This is a genomic window from Streptomyces sp. NPDC059989, assembly GCF_042736975.1.
Taxonomy (GTDB): Bacteria; Actinomycetota; Actinomycetes; order Streptomycetales; family Streptomycetaceae; genus Streptomyces.
Genome location: NZ_JBHWUO010000071.1, coordinates 18501 through 30230, shown reverse-complemented (window position 1 = coordinate 30230; position 11730 = coordinate 18501). Strand labels below are relative to the sequence as shown.

Sequence of the window (11730 nt, the reverse complement as noted above, 5' to 3'; positions counted from 1 at the left end):
GGGCTATCCATAGCCCCGCCGGCGTTTGAGGCGCGGGGTCTGGGGCGGAGCCCCAGGTTCTTTCGCGAACGGAGTTCACCATGACCACCGCCCCCGAGGACGAAGTCCTCCACCGCACGGACAACGGCGTCGCCTGGATCACCCTCAACCGCCCCGCCGCCATGAACGCCCTCACCTGGGACCAGCGCGAGCGCATCATCACCCTCCTCGCCGACGCCTCCGCCGACCCCGCCACCCGCGCCGTCGTGATCACCGCCACGGGCAAGGGCTTCTGCGCCGGCGCAGATCTCCGCAGCAACGGCAACGGCGGCGCAGCCGCCGAGCGCATCGCCGGTGACGTGGCCCGCATGATCCGCCTAGGCGCGCAGCGACTCGTCACCGCGGTCCTGGACTGCGAGAAGCCGGTCATCGCCGCCGTCAACGGCACGGCCGCCGGCATCGGCGCCCACCTCGCCCTCGCCTGCGATCTCGTCATCGCCGCCGAACCGGCCCGGTTCATCGAGGTGTTCGTCCGCCGCGGCCTGGTCCCCGACGGCGGCGGCGCGTACCTGCTGCCCCGCCTGGTCGGCCCGCAGAAGGCCAAGGAGCTGATGTTCTTCGGCGACGCCGTCCCGGCGGCCGAGGCCGAGCGGCTCGGGCTCGTCAACAAGGTGGTCCCGGCCGAGGAGCTGGAGCGGACCGCCCGGGAGTGGGCGGAGCGCCTCGCGCAGGGCCCCACCCGGGCCATCGCGATGACGAAGCAGCTGGTCAACGCCTCCCTGGACGGCGACCGGGCAGCCGCGCTCGCGGCCGAGGCCACCGCCCAGGAGATCAACATGACCACGGCCGACGCCAACGAGGGTGTGGCGAGCTTCGTCGAGCGGCGTACGCCCAAGTACCTCGGCCGGTAAGGCGGTAAGGCCAGCGGGCAGGGGGCCGCTACATCTGCGGGTCCGGCTTCAGCAGGGCGAACACCGCCCCCGCCCGGTCCGCGAGCCAGGCGACCCGCCCGACCTCGGGGATGTCCATGGCCGGCAGGACGACGGATCCGCCGGCGTCGCCCGCCGCCGCGACCGTGGCGTCGACGTCCGCGACGGCGAAGTACGGCGTCCAGCGGACGGACGCGTCGTGGTCCGGGAGGGGTGCGATCCCGCCGAAGGAGGCGTCCTGCTGGTCCCCGTCGGCGGTGCTCAGGACCCGGTACGTCAACCCGGGCGTCTGCATCTCGGCGTGCCGCCACCCGAACAGCCCGGAGTAGAAGCCGAGCGCGGCCGCCGGGTCCGGTACGTGCAGCTCCACCCACACCAGCGTGTTGTCGGCGGAGGCCAGCCCGAGCCCGGCGGTCTTCCCGGGCTGCCACATCGCGAACTCGGCGCCCTGCGGGTCGGTGCACTGGGCGAGCCAGCCCTCGCCCATGACGTCCATGGGCTCCATCCGGATCTTCCCGCCCCCGGACTTCACGGCCTCGGCGCTCGCCTGGATGTCGGGGGCGTTGAAGTGCACCATCCAGGCGGACCTGGCCCCTTCCTCGGTGAGCGGCCCGAGGGCGGCCACCGTCTTGCCGTCCAGCTGGAAGAAGCCGTATCCGCCCGCCTGGGGACCGGCGGATTCGAAGTCCCAGCCGAAGACGTCGCCGTAGAACTCCACCGCGGCCGCGGTGTCGGGGCTGCCGAGGTCGAGCCAGTTGGGTGATCCGGTACGGAAGTCGGTGCCGAGCATGGGGGCCTCTCCCAGAAGGGTACGGATTCGGGTCCGCCCGACACGATGCCGAACCCCGCGCGCGGGAGTGCGTACCGGACCCCGTCGGGACGGAGGCTTCACCCGAGTGGGCGCACGGGCACGGCGATGCCTTCCAGTGCCGGCAGGAACTGGTCGTAGAAGCCCGCCTTCAGCTGGAGGGACCGCTCTTCGACCTCCCTGAAGCAGTCGTCCGACGCCCCGCCCGCGAGCAGCTCGCTGAGCCGCCTGGCCAGGCGGTCGGGGTGGGTGGGAGACAGCAGGGACACGGTCGTGAGCGGGCTGCGCTTCTCGTCGTGGACGTGGTGCGGGTAGTAGAAGCGCGAGCGGTTCTCGCCCTCGCGCGGCATGACCGCTTCCATCCGCCCCCACAGGCGCCCGTACTCGACGGAGACGAGGATCTCGCCCCAGAAGCGCAGGATCGTCAACAGCCGCAGGTCGGCGTCGTCATGGGCGCCCGCGTCGGCGATCAGGTCGAAGGTCGCGTCGATGGCCTGCCTGGTGGCCGCGGTCGGCCGCGTCCGGACCAGGGCCTCCCGGGAGACGCCGAGCCGGAGGATGTCCTCCTTCATGTCCTCGCGGTGCGAGGGCGTGTACCCCTGGCCGTCCGGATACTCCTCGCGCAGGATGACCCGGGCGATCCGCACGCCCACCTCGTCGCGCAGCAGGTCGATGGCCAGGTCGTAGGCCGGGGTGAAGGCGAGGGAGAGGAACCGCCGTTGGAGCAGGACCGCGGCGAAGTCCTCGTCCGGGAGCAGTCCGACGTTCGCCAGTACCGGATGCTCCTTGAAGCGCTCGATCAGTTCGTCCTCGAACCGGTCCAGTTCTCGCATGCCCTTGCCTTTCCTACTCGCTTCGCTTCACGTCACGTCACTTCACGTCACTAGACGATGGTGCTGAGGGAGCCGCGCCAGTCGGCGAGATCCACGTCGCGGCCGATGCGCCACAGCGTGTTCAGCTCCTCCTGGACCTCGCGGCCCATCACGGTGTCGGCCCCGTCGATCTCGGTCTGGGTGGACTGGATGGCGAGCCGGCCGTGCAGGAACGAGCTGACCAGGTAGTGCTCGTCGGCCTTGTACACGGCGATCGAGGGCAGTGAGTTGTACACGCGCACCTGGAGCCGCTCCCGGTCCTCCGGCCGGACCGATCCGTAGAGGCCGGCCAGGGTGGACAGGCAGTGCTGGACGTCCAGGTTCACATCGGCTTCCGGCGGGTCCTGCGCGGTGCCCAGCGCCTCGTCGCGCAGTCCGGCCACCGGGGAGGACGGGAGCAGCAGCAGGATGCGCACGCGCACCTGCCGGTCGACGACGGCCTTCTTCAGCGCGTGCTTGAACTCGTGCAGGTTGGGGATCCAGGTCTGGAGGATGGCCACCTCCCGCTCGGCCGTCTCCACGTAGCGGGTGAAGGCCTCTTCGGGGAAGCGCCGGTGGACCCGGATCACGCCGCTGTAGTGCTCGCGTTTGAGGCCTTCGGCGATGGACTCCATGTCGAGCCTGGACAGCTGGTTGTTGACGTTGTCCAGTAAGCCCAGGCGGCCGATTTCCAGCAGGACGGTCCCGGTGACCACGCTCAGGATCAGCAGGGTGAGCTTGGTGACGCCGCCGGGAGCCACCTTGTCGAGCCAGCCGAGGGTGTCGGCGACGGTGACCAGGATGCCCGCCGCCGCCATCATGGCCAGCCCGGTCCGCTCGGCCCGTTGACGAAGATCGCTCCCCATCCCCATTCCAGCCTCCCCTCGTGGCGGCCGCGCTGCCGTCGGCGCCGACTGTACCGACGCGGCGTGGGCGGGGTGAGGTTTCGCGTCATGTCGCCTTTGTCACAAGGGAGTTCGCAACCGAATGGGCACTCGCTACGCGCGGCGCAGCAGCTGCATGTCCCCTCGGTCCGGGTCGCCGATGAGGTGGAACAGCTCCGGGTGTTCCACCGTCCCGGCCACCTCCCAGTTCACCTCCCAGCCGGCGCAGCCGCTGACCTCCAGGTCCACTCCGGCTCGCAGCCCGTAGCTCTCCGACCGCTCCGTCCAGGTGCCGGCGGCCGTGCACCGCGTCACGGTGCGGTCCGCGTGCTCCACCAGCAGCTCCTCGACCTCGACCTGGCCGCCCTCGCGGAGCCGGACCACGCCGCCGCTCGCGCTGCGCCACTCGCCGACGTACGCGGCGCGCTCCAGCCGGGGCGGTTCGTAGCCCGTCAGCACCCCCCTGTCGACCAGCATGACCCCGCCCACCACGGTGACCGGCAGCAGCAGTCCGGTGGCCCAGGCCGTCACCGCCACGATGACCCCGGGTCGCGTGCCGCGGCGGCGCGCCCGCCACGCCACCAGGAGCGGCACCATCGCGCTCGCCGCGATCCAGACCAGGGAGCCCGCGTACGGGGCTCCGAGCGCCCAGGGGAACACGGCGCAGGCCGCGGACACGGCGAGCAGGTAGGCCGGTGCGACCCCCGCGTTCCCGGTCTTGCGGGCCAGGTCCAGGGCCGGCCGGGTGAACACCAGGGCGTGCAGGAAGGCGAGGCCCGGCAGCACGAAGAGGGCGACCACGCACAGGAGCATCAGGAGGATGATGGCGAACGGCCCCCAGCCGCCGCGTCCGTAGTTGTCGCTCCACTCGGGCCAGATGAGCGACAGGACCATGCCCAGCAGCAGTTCCGCGCCGGCGATCGCCTCCGCGCCGGGTGCGGCGGCCCACCACCTGTTCCTCGGTCGCGCCGCCGGGTCCGGCCACTCCATGCCCGTGTGCCCCGGCCATTTCGGCAGCTGTGTGGTCCCGCGCGCCTGCGCCATCCCGCCCACCCCTTGCTTGAACATGTTCAATTAATGCGGACCCTACCTCACCCTTCCCATCTGACGAACCGTCAGCTTCAATCGTCGGTGTGATGGGACACGCAGGGATGGCGGCCACCGTCGTCCGATACCTCAGGTCAGTCGGCTCCCCCACCTCCGCCTCGCCGGAGCAGGGGCCCGAGCCCGTCGACGCCCTGCCGCGCCCCGACCTGCGGGCCGTCGGCGAGGACGAGCGCGCGCCGGTCAGCCCCGCCGAGTTCCGGGCCGTGCTCGGGAACTTCGCCAGCGGGGTCACCGTCATCACCGCGCCGCCCGGCGAAGGCGAGGACGGACCGGCCGGCTTCGCCTGCCAGTCCTTCGCCTCGCTCTCCCTCGACCCGCCCCTGGTCACCTTCATGGTGGCCCGCACGTCGACCACCTGGCCCCGGATCGCCCGCGCCGGGGTCTTCTGCGTCAACATCCTGGGCGCCGATCAGGGCGAGCTGTGCCGGTCCTTCGCCGTCAGCGGCGCCGACAAGTTCGCCGGGGTCGCCCACACCCCCGCCCCCGCCACCGGGTCCCCGCAGCTCGACGACGTGCCCGCCTGGATCGACTGCCGGATCCACGCCGTCCACACCGGCGGGGACCACCTCATCGTCGTGGGCCGGGTCGTCGCCATGGGCGCGGCCGGCGAGGGCGAGCCGCTGCTCTTCCACAAGGGCCGCTTCGGGCGCCTCGCCGACTGACGGACGACGGCCGCGGCACCGGCAAGGCTTCTCGACTCACCCTGGCCGCAGGTGGCACCGTACACACGCATGGAACCGAGAGAATCCGGACAAAACGATAGCTCGGTGCGCTGGAGGCTGCTGCTGGCCAGCGCCACCATGCTCTTCGTCGAGCTCGCCCTGATCAGATGGGCGGGCGCCAACGTCGTCCACCTCAGTTACTTCTCGAACTTCATCCTGCTGGGGTCGTTCCTCGGCATCGGCCTCGGGTTCCTGATCCCCGCCGAGCGCGGGCAGTGGCTGCGGCGCTGGGCACCGGTCCCGCTCGCACTGCTCGTCGTCCTGGTGCGCGAGTATCCGGTGCAGGTGCGGCAGAGCAGCACCCAGGTCCTCTACTTCACCTCCGTGCGGACCACCGGCTTCCCCGAGTGGGTGACGCTGCCGGCCATCTTCCTGCTGGCCGCGCTGGTCATGACGGCGATCGGCAAGATCACCGCCGATCTCTTCCGCCGGCTCCGCCCGCTCGACGCCTACCGCTACGACCTGCTCGGCAGCCTCACCGGCTCGGTGTCCTTCGCCCTGCTGTCCTGGCTCCGCGCCCCGTCGGTCGTGTGGGGCGTGGTCGCCGCCGCGGCCCTGCTGGTCCTCGGCGGATGGCGCAACATCCTGCGGTACGCCGTCCCCCTCGTGGCGATGGTCGGCGCGCTGTTCGCGGAGACGACGACGGCCGGCGTCTCCTGGTCGCCGTACTACAAGGTCCAGCTCTTCAACCCGACGATCGCCGTGAACGGCATCCCGCACCAGGCGATCGTGCCGCTCCCGACGCTGCTGGAGAACTCCCCCCAACGGGTGGCCTACGACCGGACGCCCGACAACCCGCACAAGCGCGTCCTGGTCATCGGGGCCGGCAACGGCAACGACGTCGCGGTCGCGCTGGCGAACGGGGCGGAGCGCGTGGACGCGGTCGAGATCGACCCCCGGCTGCAGGAGATCGGCGCGGACCTGCACCCGGCGAGGCCGTACGACGACCCCAGGGTGCACGTCCACATCGATGACGGACGGGCCTTCCTGGAGCGGACGGACACCACCTACGACCTCGTCGTGCTGGCGCTGCCGGACTCGCTGACGCTGGTGGCGGGCGCGAGCAATCTGCGGTTGGAGAGCTATCTGTTCACCCGGGAGGCGTTCGAGGCCGCACGCGAACACCTCGCGCCGCACGGCGCGTTCGTCATGTACAACTACTATCGGCAGAGCTGGCTCGTCGACCGCTTCGCCGGCACCCTCGCCGACCTCTACGGCCACGCCCCCTGCATGTCGGCCTTCGGCCAGAACGCGGCCGTACTGGTGGCCGGGATGACGGCCGCCGACCAGTCCTGCGACCAGACCTGGCAGCCCAGTGGCGTCGTCCCGGCGACCGCGAGCGACGACCGGCCCTTCCCGTACCTGCTCCACCGGAGCATCCCCACGCTCTACTTGGGCGCGCTGGGCGCGATCCTGCTGGTGACGCTCCTGTCGGTGCGCCTGACCGGGGTCCGGATCCGCGGCATGATCCGCTACACCGACATGTTCCTGCTGGGTGCGGCCTTCATGCTGCTCGAAACGAAGAACGTGATCAACTTCGCGCTCTACTTCGGTACGACCTGGCTGGTCAACGCCCTCGTCTTCATCGGCATCCTGCTCGCCGTCCTCGCGGCGGTCGAGGTCCGGCGCCGGCTGAGGCGGGTCAACCTGCTGCTGCTCCAGCTCATGCTCTTCGGCACCCTGGCCGTGGCCTGGCTCGTCCCGACGGACGCCGTTCTGTCGCTGCCCTTCGCCGCACGGCTCGCCGCCGCCATCGCCCTGGCCTTCGCCCCCGTCTTCTGCGCCAACCTCATCTTCTCGGACCGCCTCGCGCTCGCCCCGGACCCGACGTCCGCCTTCGGCGCGAACCTGCTGGGCGCACTGACCGGAGGCGCGCTCGAGTACCTGGCCCTGGTGACGGGCTACCAGGCGCTCCTGCTGCTCGTCGCCCTGCTGTACCTGGGGGCGTGCCTCGCCATGCGGCTGACCGGGCGCGCCGCGACACCCGTGCCGGATGCCACGGCGACCCCCACCGGATAGTTCCGCACCGGATGGTTCCGCACCGGTCGACGCCCACCCCGGTACCGGCTAGAAGGTGAGCACCCCCCGGGCCACCCGCCCGTGGTGGGCGTCGTCCGCGGCCTTGGCGAAGTCCTCGACCGGGTAGACCTCCGTGACCAGCTCGTCCAGCAGCAGCCGGCCCTGCCGGTAGAGCTCGGCGTAGAGCGCGATGTCGCGCTGCGGTCGCGAGGACCCGTACCGGCAGCCCATGATCGTCTTGTCCAGGTACATGGACGAGACGAGGAAGGAGGCCTCCTCCGTGAAACCGGGCACGCCGAGCAGGATCGCCTGCCCGTGCCGGTCGAGGAGGTCCACGGCCTGGCGGATCAGCTTGACGTTGCCCACGCACTCGAAGGCGTGGTCGGTGCCCGTCGGCAGGATCTCCCTCACCGCCGCCGAGGAGTCGGGGACGGCGGACGCGTCGATGAAGTGCGTGGCGCCGAACTGCCGGGCCACCGCCTCCTTCGCCGGGTTCGCGTCCACCGCCACGATGGTCGTGGCCCCCGCGATCCGGGCCCCCTGCAGCACGTTCAGCCCGATCCCGCCGGTGCCGATGACCACCACCGAATCCCCGCGGTCCACCTTCGCCCGGTTCAGCACCGCGCCCACGCCGGTCAGCACCCCGCAGCCGATCAGCGCCGCCGACGTCAGCGGGATGTCGTCCGGGATCTTCACCGCCTGCACGGCCTTGACGATCGTGCGCTCCGCGAAGGCCGAGTTCGAGGCGAACTGGAACAGCGGCTTCCCGCCGCGCGAGAAGGGCTGCCCCGGCATCCCGATCGCCTTGCGGCACATCGTCGGCCGGCCGCGGTCGCAGTCCGCGCACGCCCCGCAGTTCGCGAGCGTGGACAGTGCCACGTGGTCGCCGGGCGCCACGTGCGTGACCCCCGAGCCGACCGCCTCGACCACCCCCGCGCCCTCGTGCCCGAGCACCACCGGCGGCGGGAAGGGGATCGTCCCGTCGATCACCGACAGGTCGCTGTGGCACAGCCCGGCCGCCGCTATCGCGACCAGCACCTCCCCCGGCCCCGGATCGCGGATCTCCAGGTCGTCGATCACCTGGGCCTGCTTGCCGTCGAACACGACGCCTCTCACCTGGACTCCTTAGGCAGGCCGAGCACGCGCTCGGCGATGATGTTCCGCTGGATCTCGTCCGAACCGCCGTAGATCGTGTCGGCGCGGGTGAACAGGAAGAGCCGCTGCTCCTCGTCGAGTCCGAGCTCGTACGGGAGCCCGGGCTCCCAGGCCCGCGGCCCGGCCGAGGCCGCCGCACCGCGCACTTCCACCGCCAGCTCGCCGAGCCGCCGGTGCCAGCCGCCCCACAGCAGCTTGGCGACGCTCGGCGCCCCCGCATCGTCCGTGGAGCCGAGCGTGCGCAGGGCGTTCCACCGCATGGTGCGCAGCTCGGCCCACTGCCGTACGAGGCGCTCGCGCAGGGCCGGATCGGGCGCGCCCGAAGCCGCGTAGGCCCGGATCACCCGCTCCAGTTCCGCCGCGAAGCCGATCTGCTGGACCAGGGTCGAGACCCCCCGCTCCAAGGCGAGCAGGCCCATGGCCACGGTCCAGCCCCGGCCCTCGCCGCCGACGACCTCCGCCGCCACCGCCCCGTCGAAGAACACCTCGTTGAACTCGGAGGTCCCCGACATCTGCCGGATCGGCCGCACCTCGACGCGCCCGGGCTGGTCCATCCGTACGAGCAGGAACGACAGCCCGCGGTGGCGCCGGGACCCGGGCTCGGTGCGCGCCAGGACGAAGCACCAGTCGGCGTCCTGGGCGAGCGAGGTCCAGATCTTCTGCCCGGTGACGCGCAGCAGCCCGTCGGACGGGTCGCGCACGGCGGCCGTACGGATCCCGGCGAGGTCGGAGCCGGCGCCCGGCTCGCTGTAACCCTGGCACCACAACTCCTCGCCGCGCGCGATGCCGGGCAGGAAGCGGTCTTGCTGCTCCTGGCTGCCGTAGGCGATCAGGGTGGGCGCGAGGAGGTTCTCGCCGATGTGGCCGACCCGGCCGGGTGCGCGCGCCGCCGCGTACTCCTCGGCCCACACCACCTGCCCGGTGAGGGAGAGCCGCTGCTGCCCGTACGCCCCGGCCGGGACCACCCAGCCCTGCCCGATCCAGCCGCCGCGGCCCAGCTCGCCCTCCCACGCGCGCCGGGCGTCGACGCCTTCGTGCTCGCTGCCCGGCCCGCCGAGGCCGCGGGCCTGCGCGTACGGGCCCACGAGGTGCTCCGCGAGCCACGCCCGGGCGCGGCCGCGCAGCTCCCCGTCCCCGTCCCCGAAGCTGAAGTCCACGCCGTGTCCCCCTCTACGCGTTGGGGCGGTCCTTGGCGGCCGCCGCCTTCGCCATGGCCTCCAGCTGCGCGAGCATCGGCATCGGGTCGGTGCCCACCGTCCCGGGCAGGAAGTCGGCGATCTTCTCCGGTGTCCAGGAGCCCTCGGCGTAGCCGGCGCGCAGCTCGCGCGGCTGCGCCCAGACGGCGATCTTCGGGCCGGCGATCGTGTAGACCTGCCCGGTGATCTTCTCTCCGCCGACGGCGACGGCTTTGTCGGAGAGCAGGTAGGTCACGAGCGCGGCGACGTCCTCGGGCTCGCCGATCTCCTTGAGCTCCATGGGGACGTTGGCCGACATGCGGGTCCGGGCGACGGGGGCGACGGCGTTGGCCGTGACCCCGTACTTGGCCAGGCCCAGCGCGGCGGACCGGACGAGCGAGATGATCCCGCCCTTGGCGGCGCTGTAGTTGGCCTGGGCGACCGAGCCCTGGTGGTTGCCGCTGGTGAAGCCGATCAGGGTGCCGCCGCCCTGCCTGCGCATGACGGCGGAGGCGGCGCGGAAGACGGTGAAGGTGCCCTTGAGGTGGGTGGCGACCACCGGGTCCCACTCCTCCTCGGACATGTTGAACAGCATCCGCTCGCGCAGGATGCCGGCCACGCAGACGACGCCGTCGATGCGCCCGTAGCGGGCCAGTGCCGTGTCGACGATGCGCTGGCCGCCCGCCATCGTCGAGATGTCGTCCGCGACGGCGACGGCCTCCCCGCCGGCGGCAAGGATCTCCTTGACCACGCCGTCGGCGATCTCGCTCGTCGGCTCCCCGCCCTCGATCCCGACGCCGTAGTCGTTGACGACGACCTTGGCGCCCTCGGCGGCCGCGGCGAGTGCCACGGCCCGCCCGATGCCCCGGCCGGCGCCGGTGACGGCCACGACCTTGCCTGCCAAGAAGTTCCCCACGTCCGGCCCCTTCCCGCGTTTTCTGACGGACCGTTAGATTCTATGACCAGTCAGATACCGGAGCACAAGCCCTGGGGGACCTCATGACCCTGCCCGCCGAGTTCCACGACATCGCCAAGCGCGTCAACAACTGGGGGCGCTGGGGCGCCGACGACGAGATCGGCACCCTCAACCTCATCACCGACGAGGTGGTGCGGGCGGCCGCTACGGAGGTCCGCAGCGGCCGCCGGATACCGCTGGCCCTGCCGCTGAAGGAGGACGGGGTGCAGGCGGGCATGATCCCCGGCCGCGTCAACCCGCTGCACACGATGGTGCAGATCAACCAGGAGATCTTCGGGCCGGGCACGGTGGCGTGCAGCGACGACTCCGTGACCATGGGGCTCCAGGCGGGCACCCACTGGGACGCCCTCACGCACGTCTCGCACTCGGGGAAGATCTACAACGGCCGCCCGGCGTCCTCGATCACGGCGCACGGGCGCGCCGAGTTCAGCGGCATCGACAAGGCCGGCCCCATCGTCTCGCGCGGCGTGCTGCTCGACGTGGCGCGGGCCAAGGGCCTGGACCGGCTGGCGGGCGGCCACGCGGTGACCCCCGAAGACCTGGCGGAGGCCGAGGAGTTCGGCGGGGTGACGGTCCGTCCCGGTGACATCGTGCTGGTCCGCACCGGCCAGGTGCAGGTCTACCTGGCGGGCGACAAGCACGGCTACGGCTTCCCGTCCCCCGGCCTGTCCGTCCGCACCCCGGAGTGGTTCCACGCGCGGGACGTGGCGGCCGTCGCGAACGACACCCTGACCTTCGAGATCTTCCCGCCGGAGATCGAGAACCTGTGGCTCCCCGTGCACGCGCTCGACCTGGTCGAGATGGGCATGCACCAGGGCCAGAACTGGAATCTCGAAAAGTTGTCCACAGCCTGTGCAGAAGAGAACCGCTACGCCTTCCTCCTCTCGGCGATGCCGGAGCCCTTCGTCGGCGCCACCGGCACCCCGGTGGCCCCGGTGGCCGTCCTCTGACCCCCTTCACCCACATCGCGCCACCCGCCTCCCGGGGGCGGGGGGCGGGCTGGGCGGGCGCGAGGAGGGCCAGGCCAGACGACGGGCGCGGGGCGGCAGCGAGGGGCGGACGGCGGGTGCGCCGGGGGAACGGCCGGGGCGTGTGGGGCGGCGGTGCAGTCGAGGTGCCCGAAGG

At 71.9% G+C, this 11730-nt stretch carries 11 protein-coding genes; 4 read left to right on the top strand and 7 right to left on the bottom strand.

What is annotated here, in order from left to right:
- Nucleotides 1-80: 80 nt before the first annotated feature.
- A complete protein-coding gene (locus ACFWBN_RS36060; protein WP_385184770.1) occupies nucleotides 81-890 on the top strand; it encodes an enoyl-CoA hydratase/isomerase family protein in 810 nt (269 codons plus the stop codon).
- A gap of 28 nt (nucleotides 891-918) precedes the next feature.
- On the opposite strand, the gene ACFWBN_RS36055 is transcribed toward ACFWBN_RS36060, so the two are convergent.
- The 4 genes from ACFWBN_RS36055 to ACFWBN_RS36040 form a co-directional block, all read right to left on the bottom strand.
- On the bottom strand, nucleotides 919-1698 hold the full coding sequence (locus ACFWBN_RS36055) for a VOC family protein (RefSeq protein ID WP_385184767.1): 780 nt from the start codon (nucleotides 1696-1698) through the stop codon (nucleotides 919-921).
- Nucleotides 1699-1796: 98 nt separating this feature from the next.
- Nucleotides 1797-2549: a hypothetical protein gene (locus ACFWBN_RS36050; protein ID WP_385184764.1), complete on the bottom strand. Its 753-nt coding sequence runs from the start codon at nucleotides 2547-2549 to the stop codon at nucleotides 1797-1799.
- Between the two features lie 50 nt (nucleotides 2550-2599).
- Entirely contained in the window at nucleotides 2600-3433 is an 834-nt protein-coding gene (locus ACFWBN_RS36045; protein ID WP_385184762.1) for a hypothetical protein, read from the bottom strand.
- A gap of 132 nt (nucleotides 3434-3565) precedes the next feature.
- The gene (locus ACFWBN_RS36040) at nucleotides 3566-4519 is read right to left on the bottom strand and encodes a hypothetical protein (protein WP_385184759.1); all 954 of its coding nucleotides are present in this window, start codon (nucleotides 4517-4519) and stop codon (nucleotides 3566-3568) included.
- Nucleotides 4520-4602: 83 nt separating this feature from the next.
- On the opposite strand from ACFWBN_RS36040, the gene ACFWBN_RS36035 reads away from it, so the two are divergent.
- Nucleotides 4603-5220: a flavin reductase family protein gene (locus ACFWBN_RS36035; RefSeq protein ID WP_385184779.1), complete on the top strand. Its 618-nt coding sequence runs from the start codon at nucleotides 4603-4605 to the stop codon at nucleotides 5218-5220.
- Between the two features lie 105 nt (nucleotides 5221-5325).
- The gene (locus tag ACFWBN_RS36030) at nucleotides 5326-7299 is read left to right on the top strand and encodes a spermidine synthase (protein ID WP_385184756.1); all 1974 of its coding nucleotides are present in this window, start codon (nucleotides 5326-5328) and stop codon (nucleotides 7297-7299) included.
- A 48-nt stretch (nucleotides 7300-7347) separates the two neighbouring features.
- Here ACFWBN_RS36030 and ACFWBN_RS36025 read toward each other — a convergent pair whose 3' ends face one another.
- From ACFWBN_RS36025 to ACFWBN_RS36015, 3 genes are read right to left on the bottom strand one after another with little or no spacing between them, the layout of a single operon-like run.
- The gene (locus ACFWBN_RS36025) at nucleotides 7348-8415 is read right to left on the bottom strand and encodes a Zn-dependent alcohol dehydrogenase (RefSeq protein WP_385184753.1); all 1068 of its coding nucleotides are present in this window, start codon (nucleotides 8413-8415) and stop codon (nucleotides 7348-7350) included.
- The gene (locus ACFWBN_RS36020; protein ID WP_385184751.1) at nucleotides 8412-9611 is read right to left on the bottom strand and encodes an acyl-CoA dehydrogenase family protein; all 1200 of its coding nucleotides are present in this window, start codon (nucleotides 9609-9611) and stop codon (nucleotides 8412-8414) included. The genes ACFWBN_RS36025 and ACFWBN_RS36020 overlap by 4 nt, the downstream gene beginning before the upstream one ends.
- A gap of 13 nt (nucleotides 9612-9624) precedes the next feature.
- Nucleotides 9625-10545, bottom strand: a complete 921-nt coding sequence (locus ACFWBN_RS36015; RefSeq protein WP_385184748.1) for an SDR family oxidoreductase — start codon at nucleotides 10543-10545, stop codon at nucleotides 9625-9627.
- An 83-nt stretch (nucleotides 10546-10628) separates the two neighbouring features.
- Here ACFWBN_RS36015 and ACFWBN_RS36010 point away from each other — a divergent pair, with 83 nt between their 5' ends.
- A complete protein-coding gene (locus tag ACFWBN_RS36010) occupies nucleotides 10629-11555 on the top strand; it encodes a cyclase family protein (RefSeq protein ID WP_385184746.1) in 927 nt (308 codons plus the stop codon).
- Nucleotides 11556-11730 lie beyond the last annotated feature (175 nt).

What these genes read in the sequence shown, in the direction of transcription:
- ACFWBN_RS36060 (WP_385184770.1), top strand. Translation starts at nt 81, where the DNA reads ATGACCACCGCCCCCGAGGACGAAGTCCTCCACCGCACGGACAACGGC.
- ACFWBN_RS36055 (WP_385184767.1), bottom strand. Translation starts at nt 1,698, where the DNA reads ATGCTCGGCACCGACTTCCGTACCGGATCACCCAACTGGCTCGACCTC.
- ACFWBN_RS36050 (WP_385184764.1), bottom strand. Translation starts at nt 2,549, where the DNA reads ATGCGAGAACTGGACCGGTTCGAGGACGAACTGATCGAGCGCTTCAAG.
- ACFWBN_RS36045 (WP_385184762.1), bottom strand. Translation starts at nt 3,433, where the DNA reads ATGGGGAGCGATCTTCGTCAACGGGCCGAGCGGACCGGGCTGGCCATG.
- ACFWBN_RS36040 (WP_385184759.1), bottom strand. Translation starts at nt 4,519, where the DNA reads ATGTTCAAGCAAGGGGTGGGCGGGATGGCGCAGGCGCGCGGGACCACA.
- ACFWBN_RS36035 (WP_385184779.1), top strand. Translation starts at nt 4,603, where the DNA reads ATGGCGGCCACCGTCGTCCGATACCTCAGGTCAGTCGGCTCCCCCACC.
- ACFWBN_RS36010 (WP_385184746.1), top strand. Translation starts at nt 10,629, where the DNA reads ATGACCCTGCCCGCCGAGTTCCACGACATCGCCAAGCGCGTCAACAAC.